Annotated in this window: 17 protein-coding genes; 7 read left to right on the top strand and 10 right to left on the bottom strand. The window is 71.5% G+C overall.

Annotated features, from left to right (window positions below; all coding sequences use genetic code 11):
* Positions 1–14: 14 nt before the first annotated feature.
* The 8 genes from ASG73_RS08730 to ASG73_RS08695 all read right to left on the bottom strand — a co-directional run bounded on the left by ASG73_RS08730 (position 15) and on the right by ASG73_RS08695 (position 6,148).
* Positions 15–1,376: an AI-2E family transporter gene (locus ASG73_RS08730; RefSeq protein WP_055993582.1), complete on the bottom strand. Its 1,362-nt coding sequence runs from the start codon at positions 1,374–1,376 to the stop codon at positions 15–17.
* Between the two features lie 146 nt (positions 1,377–1,522).
* The gene (locus ASG73_RS08725; RefSeq protein WP_156466221.1) at positions 1,523–2,005 is read right to left on the bottom strand and encodes a pilus assembly protein TadG-related protein; all 483 of its coding nucleotides are present in this window, start codon (positions 2,003–2,005) and stop codon (positions 1,523–1,525) included.
* Positions 2,002–2,457 (bottom strand): TadE/TadG family type IV pilus assembly protein, encoded by a 456-nt coding sequence (locus ASG73_RS08720; RefSeq protein WP_055993576.1) that lies wholly within the window; start codon positions 2,455–2,457, stop codon positions 2,002–2,004. The genes ASG73_RS08725 and ASG73_RS08720 overlap by 4 nt, the downstream gene beginning before the upstream one ends.
* On the bottom strand, positions 2,454–2,849 hold the full coding sequence (locus ASG73_RS08715; RefSeq protein WP_156466220.1) for a TadE/TadG family type IV pilus assembly protein: 396 nt from the start codon (positions 2,847–2,849) through the stop codon (positions 2,454–2,456). Before ASG73_RS08715 ends, ASG73_RS08720 begins: the two co-directional genes overlap by 4 nt.
* The gene (locus ASG73_RS08710; RefSeq protein WP_055993573.1) at positions 2,846–3,070 is read right to left on the bottom strand and encodes a hypothetical protein; all 225 of its coding nucleotides are present in this window, start codon (positions 3,068–3,070) and stop codon (positions 2,846–2,848) included. Before ASG73_RS08710 ends, ASG73_RS08715 begins: the two co-directional genes overlap by 4 nt.
* 32 nt (positions 3,071–3,102) lie before the next feature.
* A complete protein-coding gene (locus ASG73_RS08705; protein WP_055993571.1) occupies positions 3,103–4,056 on the bottom strand; it encodes a type II secretion system F family protein in 954 nt (317 codons plus the stop codon).
* Positions 4,053–4,922 carry a type II secretion system F family protein gene (locus tag ASG73_RS08700; protein WP_055993567.1) on the bottom strand — a complete coding sequence of 290 codons (870 nt, stop codon included), beginning with the start codon at positions 4,920–4,922 and terminating at the stop codon, positions 4,053–4,055. Before ASG73_RS08700 ends, ASG73_RS08705 begins: the two co-directional genes overlap by 4 nt.
* Complete coding sequence (locus ASG73_RS08695; RefSeq protein WP_055993565.1) at positions 4,919–6,148, bottom strand: CpaF family protein; 1,230 nt, start codon at positions 6,146–6,148, stop codon at positions 4,919–4,921. The genes ASG73_RS08700 and ASG73_RS08695 overlap by 4 nt, the downstream gene beginning before the upstream one ends.
* Before the next feature lie 192 nt (positions 6,149–6,340).
* Here ASG73_RS08695 and ASG73_RS08690 point away from each other — a divergent pair, with 192 nt between their 5' ends.
* From ASG73_RS08690 to ASG73_RS08665, 6 genes are all read left to right on the top strand, one after another.
* Complete coding sequence (locus tag ASG73_RS08690) at positions 6,341–6,931, top strand: biotin transporter BioY (RefSeq protein ID WP_200946737.1); 591 nt, start codon at positions 6,341–6,343, stop codon at positions 6,929–6,931.
* Entirely contained in the window at positions 6,918–7,913 is a 996-nt protein-coding gene (locus ASG73_RS08685) for an AMP-binding protein (RefSeq protein WP_055993560.1), read from the top strand. Before ASG73_RS08690 ends, ASG73_RS08685 begins: the two co-directional genes overlap by 14 nt.
* Positions 7,910–9,043: a thiolase family protein gene (locus tag ASG73_RS08680; RefSeq protein WP_055993558.1), complete on the top strand. Its 1,134-nt coding sequence runs from the start codon at positions 7,910–7,912 to the stop codon at positions 9,041–9,043. Before ASG73_RS08685 ends, ASG73_RS08680 begins: the two co-directional genes overlap by 4 nt.
* Positions 9,037–9,726 carry an energy-coupling factor ABC transporter ATP-binding protein gene (locus ASG73_RS08675; RefSeq protein WP_156466219.1) on the top strand — a complete coding sequence of 230 codons (690 nt, stop codon included), beginning with the start codon at positions 9,037–9,039 and terminating at the stop codon, positions 9,724–9,726. The genes ASG73_RS08680 and ASG73_RS08675 overlap by 7 nt, the downstream gene beginning before the upstream one ends.
* Positions 9,723–10,319 carry an energy-coupling factor transporter transmembrane component T family protein gene (locus tag ASG73_RS08670; protein WP_055993557.1) on the top strand — a complete coding sequence of 199 codons (597 nt, stop codon included), beginning with the start codon at positions 9,723–9,725 and terminating at the stop codon, positions 10,317–10,319. The genes ASG73_RS08675 and ASG73_RS08670 overlap by 4 nt, the downstream gene beginning before the upstream one ends.
* Positions 10,320–10,381: 62 nt before the next feature.
* A complete protein-coding gene (locus ASG73_RS08665) occupies positions 10,382–14,563 on the top strand; it encodes an FtsK/SpoIIIE domain-containing protein (RefSeq protein ID WP_055993554.1) in 4,182 nt (1,393 codons plus the stop codon).
* Between the two features lie 44 nt (positions 14,564–14,607).
* On the opposite strand, the gene ASG73_RS08660 is transcribed toward ASG73_RS08665, so the two are convergent.
* Together ASG73_RS08660 and ASG73_RS08655 are read right to left on the bottom strand one after the other, a co-directional pair.
* Positions 14,608–16,314, bottom strand: coding sequence for an amidase (locus ASG73_RS08660; RefSeq protein WP_055993552.1), 1,707 nt, complete (start codon positions 16,312–16,314; stop codon positions 14,608–14,610).
* A gap of 1 nt (position 16,315) precedes the next feature.
* Entirely contained in the window at positions 16,316–16,714 is a 399-nt protein-coding gene (locus ASG73_RS08655; protein ID WP_055993550.1) for a hypothetical protein, read from the bottom strand.
* A 196-nt stretch (positions 16,715–16,910) separates the two neighbouring features.
* Between ASG73_RS08655 and ASG73_RS08650 the strand changes: the two genes are divergently transcribed.
* A complete protein-coding gene (locus ASG73_RS08650; protein ID WP_007925026.1) occupies positions 16,911–17,159 on the top strand; it encodes a WhiB family transcriptional regulator in 249 nt (82 codons plus the stop codon).
* The last annotated feature ends 49 nt before the right edge of the window (positions 17,160–17,208 follow it).

Raw genomic sequence — 17,208 nt, 5'->3', positions numbered from 1 at the left:
ACGACACCCCGAAGTCACAGGGGCTGCGCGCTCGTCCCCTCCTCCGGGGAGCTGGCGATGAACTGGTTGACCCACCGAGCGCTGGGGTCCCGATCGATGAGCAGGCTCTTGAAGAGGAGCGTGAAGGGGATCGCGAGCAGGGCACCGAGCGCGCCGAAGACGTAGGCCCAGAACACGAGCGACAAGAAGGCGGTGCTGCCGTTGATGCCGACCGCGTCCCCCGTGAACTTCGGCTGCAGGATCGTCTGGATGAGGAAGTTGGCGACGGAGTACACGACGATGACCCACACCATCGTCGACACCCCTCCGGAGAGCAGCGCGATGAAGGCCGGCGGTATCAGGCCGAGGACGAAGCCGATGTTGGGGATGTAGTTGGTCACGAAGGACAAGAGGCCGAAGGTCATCGCGAGCGGCACGCCGAGCCACATCAGCGCCAGGTAGTCGATGACGGCGACGATGACACCGAAGACCGTCGAGACGATCCAGTACTTGCGCACCCGGTAGCCGAAGTCGACGAGCGCATCGGCGACATCCGGCTTGTGCCGGTGGATCGCCGCGAGGCGCCGAGCGAACCCACCGGCGTCCATGACGAGGAAGATCATCACCGTCAGCAGGAAGAGCATGGTCGTGGTCAGTCCGGTGACCGTGTTGGCCAGCGAGCTCGCGAGGCCGGTGAGGTTGCGCAGGTCGAAGTTGGCGATCGCGTCGTCGATCTCCTGGGCCTCGATCCCCTTGGAGGTCAGGAAGTCGCGACCGTCGGAGACGATGCCGGTGAAGGTGCTCGTGTACTCGGGCCGGGCGAGCTCGGAGGCGAACTTGCTGGCGGCGATGCCGATCGAGGCGCCCAGTGCCGCGAGGATCCCGTAGAGGATCACGATGAGCAGCAGCCCGGCGATCGCTCCCCCGAGGAAACGGCGCAGCGTCTTGTAGATCGGGTAGACGGCGATGATCAGCGTTGCAGCGAGGAAGGTCGGGGCGACGATGCCGGCAACCTGCTTGAGACCGGCGATCGCGATGACGGTGGCAGCCAGGCCGAGGAGAAGGGTGAGGGTCGGGGGCAGCGAGACCCTCGCCTTGATCGGGAGCTCGTCGTGCTCGTGCTCTCGCTCGGGTGTGCGCAGCTCGCTCACCGGGATCGTCTCGGCGTCGGACGCCGCCACGTGCTCGGGGATGACCTCGCCGTCGCTGGTGTGGACGACCTCGTCGGTGTCCCCGCGGTCGGTGGCAGCTGGCTCAGCTGCTGCTGAATCGGTGCCGCTCGGCTCGTCCGTGATCTCGGACTCGACCGTCGGGCCGGAGGTCGACCCGGCTTCGGTGGACTCATCCTCGTCGGCCCCATGCGTCAGGGACTTATCCCCAGACAGCTCCTGCTCCACGCGCGTGCCTCTCCCGAACGAATGGTGCGGTCTCCCCGCGCCGTCATCGTGTCACCTCGGACTGTCACGTGGGAGCGCAGCAGGCTCGAGGTTGGGTTGCGACGACCGCGCGAGGCGGAGGGACGCCCCCAGCCGACCGTCGCTGCTCACTCCTGGTCGGAGACGACGCCAGCCCGGGCCCTCGACTCGACAGTCACCGTGACCGACCCACCCATCGACTGCAGCAGACCGCCGATGAGGGGCAGGTCCGCCTCCCCCGTCAACACCACGACGGCGGTGCGTCCGTCAGGGCTGCCGGTTCCCGGCGCGACCGCCCAGCTCTCCAGCCCGTGGGGACGTGACCTCTCGGACAGGTGGGTCGCTGCGCTCTCGCGGACAGTGGTGTCGTCGAGCGGAAGGTCGGCCCCCACCCCTTCGTCATAGATCCTCTCGGCACCGTCATCGGTGGCTCCGAGCGCGGCGGAGTCGGCCACGTCGAGCAGCCGCATGCGAGAGATCTGCACGGAGGTGACCGCCAACCCTCCGATGATCAGGGTCATCGCGATGACGGTCAGCCCGAGGACGAGGACGCTCAGCTGCCCGCGGTCGTCACGCCACCGCGTGCGCACGGCATGTCGAAGGGAGGTCATCGGACCTCGTACCGCGGCACGGGAGCCACCTGAGTCGCGGAGACCGGGATCTGCAAGGGCACCGAGTCGCCCAAGAATGCCGGGACGAGCGGAAGGGGGACGCTCACCGCTGCCCGCGTCGTCACCGACTCCCCCGGTGACAAGCACGGCGTCGCGGAGCAGCTCACCGTGAGCGACCCGCCACCGGCGAAGCCCTGGTCCTCGAAGGCGATGTCGGCTGCGGCATGGGAACGGGCGTCTGCCGAAGCGTCGTCGGATGCGGTGACGAAGGCACGTGCCGACTCGCGCGCAGCCTGGGTCACGGCATAGGACCCCGCCTGCAGACGGGCGAGGCACAGGACCAGATAGATGAGCGGGACGAGCAGCAGAACCGCCAGCCAGACGAACTCGATGACGGCAGTCCCCCCTTCGTCAGCCAGGCGGTCACGGGCGGACGGGAGCGGGCCACTCACTGGGACTCCAGGAAGGCGCGGCCCGAGACGTCGAGTCCTCCACCGGGCCCGAAGAGCCCGACCACGGGTACCGGGGCCGAGACGTCGATGACGAGCACCTCCACGCCAGAGCTCGTCGACGCGGTACTCGAGGTCACGCTGCGTGCGTACCGTGGCGACAGCGACCGGCCGATCAGATCCCTCGTGCGGTCCTCCCCCTGCTGAGCCGACGAACCCTCGCGGGCGCCGTATCTCGCGCCCTCGCTCGCGCACGAGATCAACGTGTTGCGCACGTGCAGGGTGAGCCCCAGCTGGAAGACCGCGAGGAAGATGAAGAGGAGCAGCGTCGAGGTCAGGGTGAAGTCGACGACCGCCGATCCGCGGTCATCGTCCAGACGCGGGGCACCGATCAATCGTGGACCTGGTCGGGTCCGGTGACGCCGTTGAGGGCGCTCTCGAACATGGTCTTCAGCTGCTCGCCCGCAATCGCCCAGATACCGGTCACGAGGGCCGCGGTCATGAGGGTGATGAGGACCCAGCCGGGGACGTCACCGGTCTCGTCGTCGAGTCGGGCCGTCGCGCGACGGATGGTAGCGGTCAGGCGGACATGGGCCTTGATGAGTGGGTCAGTCATGCGAATCTCCTTGGTGGCGTGGTGCTGTCTGGTCACATCTGGAACTGGAAGAAGCCGAGGCCCGGGAAGAGCGCGAAGAGGATCGTGACCGGGAGGACGCCGAAGACCACCGGCACCATCATCGCGATCTCCTTCTTGCCACCGGCCTCCATGATCAGCCGGCGTCCTTGCTCACGGACGTCCTGCGCCTGGGCACGCAATACCTCGGACAGAGGGGTGCCGCGCTCGACCGCGACGACGATGCCGTCGACGAACCGCGCGAGCGAGGTGAGCCCGGTGCGGTCGGCCAGACCCTGCAGCGCTGACGGCAGGCTCGCACCGGCTCGGGCGTCGGCGAGGCAGCGCCCGAGCTCGTCGGACAGCTCACCGTCAGAGAGGCGGACAACACGCTCGAGGGCACCTGCCGCGCCCTCCCCTGCACCGACGGCGAGCGCGAGCAGCTCTGCCACTGTGGGGAACTCGGCGAGCATCCGGGCCTCGCGGCGGTTTGCCTCACGGCTGAGCAGGCTGTCGCGAACGACGACCCCGATGGCGAAACCGAGCAGGACGAGCACGAGCAAGAAGATCGGCGAGCGCCCCTGCCCCGTCACGTAGACGACGCCGAGGACACCTCCGAGGACTGCGCCCGCGAAGCCGTACACGACCTGCTCGGCCCGGAAGTGGTCGGTGTCCGGCGTCCTGCCGGAGCGCAGCAGACGGCGACGCACGGAAGCGGTGCCACCCAGGATCGACTCGACCCGACGGGCCAGGTCGGTGACCAGGGGCCGCAGCACGGTCGGGATGACGGCGATGAGGGTGACGTCCTCGATGGCCAGCAACCGCGAGGGCCTGGGGGTGTCACGCAGGTATGGCGCGAGGCGGTCGTCCAGGGTGGCGCGGCGGTGCCGGGGCAAGCCTTGGTGGATCAGCGCCAGACCGAGGGCGAGGAGCAGGCCGAGCAGTGCACCACTGCGCCCCAGACCGACGGAGTGCACGAGATCTGTCATCGCAGCACCCGCTCTTCTTCAGGGAGACGCCCGATGCGGACCATGACCCGGTAGGCCACGAAGGTCGCTGCCGCACCGACGGCGAGGACGAGCGCGCCCGTCGAGGTGTTGTACGCCTGAACAGACTCTGGTCTCGTGGAGAGCATCGCGAGGACGAGCCACGGCGCCGCCACGGCCAGGCGGGCTGCATTGACGGTCCACGACTGCCGTGTCTCCAGCTCGCTGCGGGTGCGAGCGTCCTCGCGGAGGAAGGTCGACAGGGTCCGCAGCAGCGAGCCCAGGTCCGAGCCACCCACCTCGCGGGCGATGCGCAGAGACTCGACGAGCCGGTCCCCGACGGGGTCGGCCAAGCGGATCTTGAGCCGGTCGAGGCAGTCGTTGAAGCGGCCCGTCGTGCGGTAGTCGCTCGCGAACTCGGCGAATGGAGGACGCAGCTCCTCCGGACCACGGACCGACAGCTGGGACAAGGCCTCTGGCAGAGCCAGTCCGGCCCGCACGGCCGAGGTGACGTTGTCCACGGCATCGGGCCACAGGTCCCTCAGGTGTGCGCGCCGCGCCCTTGCCCGCATGCTGACGACGGCGACCGGAGCCCACCCCGCCATGACCGCGAAGCACAGGGCAATGGCTGGGACGCGCGTCAGCGCGACGCCGGTGACGAAGATCAGCACGAAGGCGATCGCGCACGCTGTGAGCAGGCCCGCGGGACCGATCCCCCGGTAACCGGCCTGCGCGAGATCGTCGCGGAGGCGCCGGATGACCTTGTGGTCGCGGTGCGTGGCGACCCGCTCCTCGTCGTGGGGCCACATGGACCACCAGATGAGGAAGAGCCCGACACCCAGCAGTGCCCCGACCAGCACCCCGGTCACGAGGGACCGCCACCGAGCAGCGCGGTCACGTCATATCCGGCGCGAGCGAAGCGGTCCCGGTGGGGCGGGTAGCCGTCGGCCCGCACGAGCCGGCCCTCTCGCGTGGTGAAGATGTCACTGATCTCGACGACGTCGTTCTCGATCCGCCCTGGCAGCGCCACGATCTCGCGGACGCGGCGCATGCCATCGGCTTCGAGCGCCGCGTGGACGACCAGGTCGATCGACCCGGCGACGGTGGGCACCACGAAGCGCGACCCCACGTTCTCGCCGGCCAGCAGTGGGAGGGTGCACATCTTGGTGACGGCCTCGCGAGCCGAGTTGGCGTGGATCGTGCACATCCCCGGCAGTCCGGAGTTGAGGGCGATGAGCAGGTCGAGGCTCTCGGCCTGGCGCACCTCGCCGACGATGATGCGCGACGGGCGCATGCGCAGCGCCTCCTTGACGAGCCGGCGCAGCGGAATCTCGCCCATGCCCTCGAGGTTGGACTGCCGGCACTGCATGGAGACCACATCGCGCATCGGGATCTTCAGCTCGAAGACCTCCTCGCACGTCACGATCCGCTCCCTCGCCGGGATGGCCGCGGAGAGGCAGTTGAGCAGGGTCGTCTTGCCGGCCTGCGTGCCTCCCGCCACGAGCACGTTGAGACCTGCCGCCACCGCGGCCTGCAGGAAGACTGCGGCCTCCTTGGTGAGCGTGCCGAGCCGCACGAGATCGTCGAGGTGGTCGGCCTTGACGACGAACTTGCGGACGTTGACCGCCCAGTGCTCCCGGGTGATGTCCGGGATGACGACGTGCAGCCGACTGCCGTCGGGCAATGTCGCGTCGACGAAGGGCGACGACAGGTCGATCCGTCGGCCGGACGACTTGAGCATCTTCTCGACGAGGTCGCGGACCTCGTCGGCCGTGAGCACCGTGCTCGTCAGCTCCGACACGCCATTGCGGGCGACGAAGACCCGGCTGGGGCTGTTGATCCAGATCTCCTCGACGAAGGGGTCGTCGAAGTAGCGCTGCAGGGGCCCGAAGCCGGCGACCGTGTCGAGGACCGACTTGACCGCTGCCTCGAAGTTGCCGAGCAGCGGCAGCCCGCCCTGGGTGGCGCGCTCGTCGTAGTCGGTGACGGCAGCACGCACGAGGTCGGCGACCTCCGCGGTCTCGCGGACCGGGTCCAGGCCCGAGCGTCGGATGAGCTCGCGGACCTCGGTCTCGACGGTCTCGACGGCGTCCAAGGTGCCCCCCTTCGTACTGCGTGGCGGTGACGTGGACGGTCCTCCCCCGTCCACAGAGCAGAAACGCTAGCCATTTACGCGCGCTTCGCATCTCGAGATTCTTCGGACCTGTGGACAATGTCACCTGAACGGTGTTCTGCTGACGACTCGAACCATGCCATGATCGGGGTTCCCTCGACCGGAAGGCACCCCGTGTCCCCGCAGCGCCACACCGGCCGCGACCTGGCCCAGATCGCCACCTTCGCCGGCATCATCGCCGTCCTCGGCCTCATCCCCGCGGTCGCCCCCTTCGGCAATGCCGTCCCGATCACCGCGCAGTCGCTGGGTGTCATGCTCGCCGGCGCCATCCTCGGGGGTCGCCGTGGCGGCCTGGCCGTCCTGCTCTTCCTCGCGCTCGTCGCGCTGGGCCTGCCGCTCCTCGCCGGCGGGCGCGGCGGTCTCGGGGTCTTCGCCGGGCCGAGCGTCGGCTACCTGATCGGCTATCCGATCGCGGCCTTCGGCGTCGGCGTCATGACCAATGCCATGGGCACCCCCTACCGCGTCGCTGCCGGCATCGGCATCAACATCCTCGGCGGTGTCCTCCTGCTCAACCTGCTCGGCGTCCTCGGCATGATGGTGCGCCTCGACCTCGGCGTCGGCGCAGCACTCGTCGCGGCCGCCCCCTTCATGCCCGGCGACGTCATCAAGGCCGTCATCTGCGCCTTCGTCGCCAAGGGGGTGCACGCGGCCTACCCCGGCCTGATCCGCTCACGCCGCGCGGAGCGTGCAGATGCCCTCGTCTGAGGCCCCCGTGGCCGAGGTCGTCGAGGTGCTCGCCACCGATGACCCGGTCGCCGCCTTCGGCGACGCGCAGCACAGGGGGCTGCGCGTCGCCCTGCCCACCTCCGGCACCTCCGGCCGCCCACGCACGATCGTGCGCACGACCGCCTCGTGGACCGACTCCTTCGCCGCCGTCAGCGACCTGACCGGCACCACCCGCGACAGCCGCGTCTGGGTCCCCGGACCGGTGACCGCGACGATGAACCTCTTCGCCGCAGTCCACGCGCACGCCGTCGGCGCGACACTCGTCGCCCGCGTCGCCGACGCCACGCACGCCCACCTCACCCCGACCGCCCTGCGCCGCCTCCTCGCCGACGACACCGACCTCAGCGGCCGTGAGCTCGTCGTGGCGGGCGACCGGATCGACGCCGCGGAGGCTGCTCGGGTACGTGCCGCCGGCGGGCGGTTGCACCACTACTACGGAGCCGCCGAGCTCTCCCTCGTCGCGTGGGGGGAGCACGCTGGCGCGCTGCGCCCCTTCCCCGGCGTCGACGTCGAGGCTCGCGACGAGCAGCTGTGGGTGCGCTCCCCCTTCGTCAGCGACGGCTACCTCGAGCCGGAACACGAGCTGCAGGCCGAAGGGGGCTGGGCCAGCGTCGGCGATCGCGGCGAGGTCGTCGACGGCCGGGTCCTCGTCCACGGTCGCGCCGGCGGCATCACGACCGCGGGCGAGACCGTCAGGGTCGCTGACATCGAGCACGTGCTGCGCCCCCTCGCCACCGGCGACGTCGTCGTCGTCGGACTGCCGCACCCCGACCTCGGTGAGGTGGTCGCTGCCGCGGTGACCGATGCTGGCGACGTGCCCCGCCTGACCGCCCTCGCCCGTGAGCAGCTCACCCCCGCGCAGCGTCCACGCCGCTGGCTGCACCTCGACCCGCTGCCCATGACCGCCAACGACAAGGTCGACCGGGCGGCCGTGCGCGTGGCCCTCGAGGCGTCCCGATGACCGACCCCGTCATCATCGCCGCGACCCGCTCCCCCATCGGCACGGCCGGTCGCTCCCTGTCGAGCCTGACCGCCGACCGCCTCGCCGGCCCCGTCCTCGCGGCCACTCTTGAGCGCTCCGGCCTTGCCGCACAAGAGATCTCAGACGTCGTCCTGGGCAACTGCATGGGCCCAGGGGGCGACGTCGCGCGCTCCGCAGCGCTGGCCGGTGGGCTACCTGTGACCGTGCCGGCCCTGACGGTCGACCGGCAGTGCGCGAGCGGGCTGGCCGCCATCGACGTCGCGGCGCAGCTCGTGCGCGGCGGCGCGCGAGCCGCGCTCGCCGGTGGGGTCGAGTCGGTGAGCACCGCTCCGTGGCGGCACTGGCCACCCGTCGACGGCGCCGACCCCGAGCGATACGAGCGCGCTCCCTTCGCCCCTGCAGGGTGGGACGACCCGGAGATGGGCCTCGCCAACGACCTGCTGGCCCTGGAGGCCGGCGTGACCCGGGAACGCCAGGACGAGTACGCCGCACGCTCGCACGCTCGTGCCGTGGCGGCTCGCGACGCGGGTTGCTTCGACGACGAGATCGTCACCGTGGACGGGGTGGCACGCGACGACCGTCCGAAGCCCGCGCTCACCGTCGACAAGCTGGCGAGGTTGCGACCCGCCTTCCGCGACAACGGGTCGGTGACCGCCGGCAACTCCTGCGGCATCAGCGACGGGGCCGCTGCCGTGGCGATCGTCGACGAGACGACACACGCCCGTCTCGGGGTCCCCGGGCTGCGCATCCTCAGTACCGCCACAGCCGGGGTGCAGCCCGACCGGCCCGGTCGAGGCCTGGTCCCCGCCACCCGGCTCGCGCTCGAACGCGCCGGTGTCGGCCTGGACGAGATCGACGTCATCGAGCTCAACGAAGCCTTCGCCGGGCAGATCCTCGCGTGCTGCGACGAGCTGGGGCTGGACCCGCTTCGCGTGTGTGCGGACGGCGGAGCGCTCGCGCTCGGTCACCCCTGGGGTGCGTCCGGGGCCGTGCTCGCCGTGCGGCTCTTCCACCAGCTCGTCACCCAGCGCGAAGGGGGCCGGATCGGCCTCGCCGCCATCGCCGCCGGCGGCGGTCAGGGCGTCGCGATGGTGGTGCAGGCATGCTGATCGACGTCAGGGACGTCACACACGGGTTCGACGGTGGCACACCGGTGCTGCGCGATCTCACGGTCCGCCTCGAGGAGCCTCGGATCGGGGTCATCGGGGCCAACGGGTCCGGCAAGTCGACCTTCGCCCGGATGCTCAACGGGCTCGTCGTCCCCGAGCACGGCGCGGTCACCCTCGACGGGATCGACACGGCCGGGCAGGGACGCGAGGTCCGCAAACGGGTCGGCTTCTGCTTCACCGACCCCGATGCTCAGATCGTCATGCCGACGGTCGCGGAGGACGTCGCCTTCTCCCTGCGGCGCCGCGGGCTGACCAAGGCCGAGATCGCAGCCCGCGTCGACGCCGCCCTGGCGGCCCAGGGGCTCGACGGCCGCGGCGCCCACCCGGCACACCTGCTGAGCGGTGGGCAGAAGCAGCTGCTCGCGCTGACCGCAGTGCTCGTCACCGAGCCGGACCTGCTCGTCATGGACGAGCCGACGACGCTGCTCGACATCCGCAACGCCCGCCGCGTCGCCGATGCCGTCCGGGCCCTCCCCCAGCAGGTCGTCCTCGTGACGCACCACCTCGACCTGCTCACCGACTTCGACCGGGTGCTCGTCTTCGACGACAGCCGGCTCGTCCACGACGGCACCCCGGCAGACTCCGTCGCCCACTACCTCGACCTCATGGACCGCGACCGGTGATCGGGCTCTACCGCGAAGGGCGCTCCGTCCTGCACCGAGTGCCCGCAGGAGCCAAGCTCGCCGGCCTGCTGCTCACCGGGCTGGTCTCTCCCTTCGTCCGATCGCCCGAGGTGACCGCGGCCGGCCTGGTCCTCGTGCTCGCCGGCTACGCCCTCGCGCGGATGCCGGTGCGCGTGCTCCTGCAGATGCTGCGACCACTGCTCATCGTCATGGTGCCGCTCGGGATCTTCCAGACCGTCGTGGCGGGCTGGGAGCGGGCCTTCGTCATCGTCGGGGTCCTCGTCGCCCTCGTGCTGCTCGCCAACCTCGTGACGCTGACGACCCGCACCAGCGACCTCGTCGACGTCGTCGTCCGCGTGTGCGGCCCGCTGCGTCGGGTCGGGGTCAACCCGGAGCGCGTCGGGCTGATGCTCCAGCTGGCGATCCGCGCCGTGCCGCTGATCATCGACCTGGGACGCCGCGTGCGCGAGGCGCAGCACGCCCGGGGGCTCGGCGCGAGTCCCCGGGCCTTCGCCGTCCCGCTCATCGTGGGCGCACTGAGGCGGGCCGATGCCATGGGTGACGCGCTCGCTGCGCGGGGCTTCGACGACTGATCCCTGACGGGCCTGTGGACAACTCCCGACGTCGATGACGCCGATCGTCCTACCGTGCCCACATGCAGCTGCGGATGACCCTCATCGACACCCGCGGCGGGGGCACCGAGACCATCGACGTCCGCGCCGAGGAGCACCACACGCTCGGTGACCTGCTGCACGCAGTCGGCCATGCGGGCACGTCCGTGCACGTCGGCGAGGACCGCCTCACCCAGGATGCACCCGTCGGTCTGCCGCCCCTGCTCGACGGAGTCGCACTCGTCCTCGGTGACGCCGGCCCCCTTGCGAGAGAGTCGAGGCGGGCCACCCTTCGTCTGGTGACGACGTGCGGACCCGACGCCGGTCGGACGCACGACCTCACCCCCGGCCAGCACACCATCGGCCGTGGCGACGCCGCCACGCTGCGACTGGCAGATGACGCCCTCTCCCGCGAGCACCTCGAGCTGACCGTCGATCGTGACGGCGTGCACCTGCGCGACCTCGGCACGACCAACGGCACCCGGCTGGACGGCACGCCGGTCCCGCCCGAGGGCGTGCGCGTGCGGTCCGGCTGCCATCTCACGGCCGGGCACAGCAGCTTCACCATCGAGGCCCGCCGCCCGCGCCCCGCCCGACGCACCCCGACCGGCGAGGCCACCCTCGGGGTCAACCCCACCCCCCACCTGCCCCGCACCGCTGCGCCCGTGACCATCCGCGTACCCCCGGAGCCCACGGCCCCCACGCGCCGTCGCATCCCGTGGGTCATGGTGCTCCTGCCGCTGCCCTTCGCGGGCGTGCTCGCCTTCTTCTTCGGACCCCGGATGCTGCTCCTCGGCCTCCTGTCCCCCGTGATGGTCCTCGGCTCGACGCTGTCGGACCGCACGAGCTCGCGACGCGAGCACCGTGAAGCCCACGCCGAATGGGTTCGCGAGCGGGCCCGGACCAGCACCCGGCTCACCGCGTCGCTGGCCGCCGAGCGACGTGAGCGGCTGCGGGTCGCACCGGACCCCGCGGCGCTGCTCGACGCTGCCAGAGGCGAGTCGACCCGCCTCTGGGAGAGACGGACCCAGCACGACGAGCACCTCAGCCTGCGTCTCGGCCTGGGCGCGCAGCCCGCCAGGCTGGAAGTCGAGCACGGCCCGGGGACGCGCGGTCACCCCGTCCTCGACGACGTGCCGCTCACGGTCGACCTCGCACAGGCAGGGGTCCTGGGCATCGCCGGTCCGCAGTGGTCGCGCGATCGCCTCGTGCGACACCTGCTCGGCCAGCTCGTCGTGCTCCACTCCCACCATGACGTGCGGGTGAGCCTGGTCGCCGACGACGACGGGTGGTGGGCCCCCTTCGCCGGCCTGGTCCACCTGCGCGCCCACGACGACCTGCCGGACTCCGCTCGTGTCGCCACCACCCCCGAGAGCGGCGCTGCCCTGCTCGCCGGGCTCGCCCGCCTCACCACCGAACGCGCCGCCAGCTCGCTCGAGCGCCGCCGGGAGGGCGAGCCTCTGCCGGTCACCCACGTCGTCATCGTGGACGGGGTCGGCACCTGGCGGGCCGACCCGGGACTGCGCACGATCATGAGCGAAGGGGGTCCGCAGCGCGTCCTCGTCGTCGCCCTCGCCGACAGCCCGGCCGAGCTGCCGCACGAGGCCCGAGCCGTGGCGACCCTCGACGGCGACGACCTGCGGCTGCTGCTCGCCGGTGAGCAGGCGGCCCGCGGCGTCCTCGACGGGACGGGCGAGGCCTGGGGGCGACGCATCGCCTCGGCACTCGCTCCCCTGAGGGACGCGACACCGGACGCGAAGGGAGGCAGCCTGCCCTCGGCCGCACGGCTCGTCGACCTGCTCGACCTCTCCCCCGACGAGGAGACCCTGACGCGGGAGCGTTGGCGAGAAGCCGGCGCGCAGCGTCCCGCTGCCCTCGACGTCGTCGTCGGCGCAGCCGGTGAGGGAGCCTTCCGCATCGACCTGCGCCGCGACGGACCGCACGCCCTCGTCGCGGGGACGACGGGGTCCGGCAAGTCGGAGTTCCTCCAGAGCTGGGTGGCCTCGCTCGCCGCGCACCTGTCACCCCGCGAGATCACCTTCGTGCTCGTCGACTACAAGGGCGGCGCCGCGTTCGCCGAGTGCGCGCGGCTGCCGCACACCGTCGGCATGCTCACCGACCTCGACCCGGCCGCGGCCGAGCGGGCCCTGACGAGCCTGGACGCCGAGCTGACCCGGCGCGAGCACGTCCTCGCCGCCTCGGGGGCCAAGGACATCGACGACCACCGGGGAGAGCCGCTGCCCCGGCTGATGATCGTCATCGACGAGTTCCGCATGCTCGCCGAGGAGCAGCCCGACGCCCTCGCCCACCTCATGCGCATCGCCGCGGTCGGCCGCTCGCTCGGCGTCCACCTCGTGCTCGCCACCCAGCGCCCGGGCGGCATCGTCTCCGCGGACATCAAGGCCAATGTCAACCTGCGCATCGCCCTGCGCGTGCGTGATCGGGTCGACAGCGACGACGTCATCGGCTGCGCCGACGCGGTGGACATCCCGGAGTCCTCACCGGGCCGGGCTCTGGCGAGCACGGGCGGGAGCCCGGCACGGCCCTTCCAGACCGGACGGGTCGCCGGTCACGCCGCGGGGTCCGGCGGCGCGCTGCTCGTGCGCCGGCCGGGTCAGCCCTGGCCCGCTCCCCCGGCGATCGACGACGCCGGCTCGACCGACCTGCAGCGCCTCACGAGCATGATGACCCGGCTCGCCGGCTCGCTGGATCTGCCGGTGCCCCACCGCCCTTGGCTGCCTCCACTGCCGGAGACGCTCGAGGCTGCGGCACTGCCCGTCGACGAGGTGGGCGGGGCGCCCTTCGGTCTCGTGGACCTGCCGGTCGAGCAACGCCAGTCACCTCTGCACTGGTCGACCACCGAGGGACACTGGATGGTCGTCGGCGGCCCCGGTTCCGGGCGCACGAGCAGCATCGCCTCGCTCATCACCGCCGCTGCCGGACGGTGGGCGCCGGACCGTCTGCAGGTACAGGTCATCGGCGACGGCTCCTCCCGCCTGTCCGCCCTGGCGCAGCTGCCTCATGTCGGCAGCGTCGTCGACGGCGAGGAGAGCACGGTGGTCGGGCGCTTCCTCGACCGCCTCGAGGACGACCTCGCCGAGAGACGCTCGGTCCTGCGTGCCAGCGGTCACTCGACCTTGGACGCCTGGTGGGCGGCGCACGACACGGACCCGAGGAGCACGCCGCCCCCGCCCCACCTCCTGCTCGCGATCGACGGGTGGGGGCGCGTCACCCGCTCCCGCGGGTCGATCGACCTCGGCGAGAGCGCCGAGGCGCTGGAGACGCTCATGCGTGATGGCATCGCACTGGGCCTGCGGGTGCTCGTGACCGGGGGTCGCGAGCTGCTCTCCGGCAGGGTGTCCTCGCTCGTCACGACCCGCCTCGTACTGCACCTGAGTGACCGTGGCGATGCAGCCCTCGCGGGCCTCACACGCACCGAGGTCTCCGAGCGCCTGGTCCCCGGACGGGGGCGGCTCCAGCCCGGCGGCCACCTCGTGCAGGTGGCGCTGCCCCGGTGGCTGCCGGACGGGCCGGTCGAGGAGCCCGGACCCCGCACTCCACCATGGGTCGTGGAGGCTCTGCCCACAGCCGTCCCGCTCGGCCAGCTCGCCGGGGCCGACCGCGAGCGCGTACCCCTCGGGGTCGGGGGCTGTGGCAGGGAGCCGGTGGTCTGGCGCACCGACGGAGCGCGCCGGTTCCTCGTCTGCGGCCCCCCACGCAGCGGACGCTCAACAACTCTGACGTTGCTCGCCCGCCAGCTCGTGACCGCCGGCCACCCCCTGGTGGTGATCGGCTCCGCCGAGGTCGCCGCAGACCTCGGCTGCCCCGTCGTCGGGCCGGACGATCGCGACACGCTCGTGGCGCTGCGTCAACGCCATCCGGACCTGGCCGTCGTCGCCGACGACGTCGAGCGGCTCGACGGCACCCCGGTCGCTGATGTGCTCAAGGAGATCCTGCGCCGGCTCGACGCCGACCGCGGCCTCGTCATCGCCTCGACGTCGACACAGACCGCCGCGGGCCAGGTCCGCGGCCTCGTCTCCGACCTGGCCCGGGCCCGCACCGGCCTGCTCCTGCAGCCCTCGGCACGCTCCGACGGTGATGCCCTCGGCCTGCGGGTGCCGGCTCTCCCCCGCGTCCCCGGGCGCGGATATCTCGTCGTCGACGGTCGGGCCGAGGAGGTGCAGGTCGCTCACCCACCGGCAACGGTGCCGGCGACCCGCCCGTGATCCCGGCGCCTGGTCGGGTCGGGTCCGGTCCTCGTCGTCAGCGGTCAGCCCAGGCGCGGCGTGCGAGGCGGCTCCGTGCGCCGCCGACCCGTCGCCTCGAAGGCCGCAGCGATCCTCAGCAACCGGTTGTCGTCCCAGCCACGCCCGGCGAAGGTCAGTCCGACCGGCATGCCGATGTCGGTCATCGTGCCCATCGGGACGGTGACGGTCGGGATGCCCAGATGCCGCGGCGCGAGGTTGCCGTTGGCCACCCACACACCGTTGCGCCAGGCGATGTCGGCCGACTCCTCGCGCACGTCCGCGTCGGCCGGGCCGACGTCGGCGACCGCCGGGAAGATCACGGCATCGAGCCCGAGCCCGTCCATCCACTCCTCGAGGTCGACCCGTCGCGTCTCCTCGAGGCCGCGCAGGCCCCCTTCGAGCAGGGGCAGGGTGGTGACGTCCTCGACGACGCCCACCTCTCGGGCTCGGGTGACGTAGTCGGCGAGGTCGAAGTCGAGCTCGCCGTAGCGGTACGGCAGCGACCCCGCCGGGTGGGGGAAGATCTGCGGCCCGTCGACGTCCGAGAGTCGGTGGAGCGCAGGATCGCCGTTGGCCCGCAGGAAGGTCTCCCAGCCCCACATCGACTGGTCCCAGATCTCCTCGTCGAGGTAGCCGTCGGGCAGCAGGCCGCGGGTGCGCACCGTCGGCGCACCGACCCGGTCCCCGTCGTAGTTGGAGACGACCGGGAAGTCGGTCTCGACGACCTCGGCACCCGCGGCCTCGAGGTCGGCCCGGGCTGCCTCGAAGAGCGCCAGAGAGCTGGGGCGGGGCACGATCCGATCGCCGATCGGCCCCCCGAATCCGACGCCGGTACCAGCCTCCTCGTCGGTGCCGAGGTACATCCGGGGCACCCCCAGACGCAGCCCGCGAAGGGGGGACGCGTCACGCGGGTGCAGCTCGGGGTAGGACGCAGGACGCACGGTCGAGGCGGCCGGCACGTCGATCCAGGGCTGGGTGCGCCACAGGTCGCCCGTGGTCTCGGGGTCGTCGGCGACGACGACGTCGAGGACCTCGAGCAGGTCGGCCATCGTGCGCGTCTGGGGGACGACGACATCCATCGACGGCACGAGCGGCCAGTTGCCGCGCACCGAGATCACCCCGCGCGAGGGCGTGTAGGCGCAGAGCGCGTTGTTGCTCGCCGGTGCCCGGCCGGAGGACCAGGTCTCCTCCCCCAGCCCGAAGGCCGCGAAGCTCGCCGCCGTCGCTGTCCCCGACCCGTTGGACGACCCCGAGCCGAAGGCCGCAGTGAGGTAGTCGCCGTTGTACGGGCTCTCCGCCCGTCCGTAGACACCTCGCTGCATACCGCCGTTTGCCATGGGCGGCATGTTGGTCAGGCCGATGAGTACCGCGCCCCCGCCGCGCAGCCGCTCGATGGTGAAGGCATCACGCTGGGCCACGAGGTCGACAAATGCGGGTGACCCACTGGCACAGGTCAGCCCGCGGGCGAGGTAGGAGTCCTTGGCCGTGTAGGGGATGCCGTCGAGGGGGCCGAGCGTCTCTCCCTTCGCCCGCCGCGCATCGCTGGCCCTCGCGTCCCGGAGAGCGTCCGGGTTGGCGACGACGACGGCATTGAGCCGGATGCCGGCACTGTCATGGGCAGCGATCCGAGCGAGGTAGGCGATAACCAGCTCCTCGCTCGTCGTCTCGCCGGATACCAGCGCCGCGCGAAGGGAGGCGATGTCCGCCTCGACGACGTCGAAGGTCCCCACGTCAGAGCGCCGTGTCGGTCAGGTCCGCCGAGGGCGCGAGCGCGGACGCGACGATCCCCGCCACGGCGACGCCCGCCAGAGCGAGGCCGACCCAGATCCCGTTGGTCGTCGTGAGCGTCCAGGCCGCGGGCAGGAGCAGGACATTCCAGACGAGGGTCGGGGTGCGCGGCCACAACGCCCCCTTGCGCCAGGCAGCGGCCAGCACCGCGAGCAGGATGGCGAAGATGAGGCAGACCACGAGGGACATGGAGGCAGTATTGGCGTCCACGGCACGACCGTCCGCCAGCTCGAGTCCGTAGAGGAAGGCCGTCACGACGAGCACCAGTGCCTCGATGAGGCACACGACGGCGGCGGCGATGGCGGGTGGCGTGGGCGCGGTCAGGGAGTTGCTCGGGTTCACGATCAGCAGCGTAGGTGACCGAACACACGTGTAGAAGGAACAAGCGGTTCTCCCACACCGTTGGCTTACCGAGCGGTATCTTGGACAATGGTGTGTGTATTGAGTCGTGGCTCGCCCACGTCTTGGTGCACTCCCGGTCGTCCACGGCACCGTTCGCCGTGTATCGACCTCCCCGACAACAAGGAGCACCACGCTCATGGATTGGCGCGACCGCGCAGCTTGTCTGGACGAAGATCCGGAACTGTTCTTCCCCATCGGCAACACCGGCCCCGCGATCGCACAGATCGAGGAGGCCAAGAAGGTGTGCCGCCGTTGTGAGGTCGTCGACACCTGCCTCAAGTGGGCCATCGAGTCCGGCCAGGACGCCGGGGTGTGGGGTGGCTTGTCCGAAGACGAGCGCCGCGCCCTCAAGCGCCGCAAGGCCCGCGCACGCCGCGCCGGCTGACCTCACCGCACCTGACCGCCGTCTCCGAGCATCTGCTCGGGGGCGGTTT

This window comes from Janibacter sp. Soil728 (genome assembly GCF_001428305.1).
In the GTDB taxonomy this organism is placed as follows: domain Bacteria; phylum Actinomycetota; class Actinomycetes; order Actinomycetales; family Dermatophilaceae; genus Janibacter.
The sequence above is the reverse complement of the archived record's forward strand: the minus strand, read 5'-3'. Positions and strand labels throughout refer to the sequence as shown.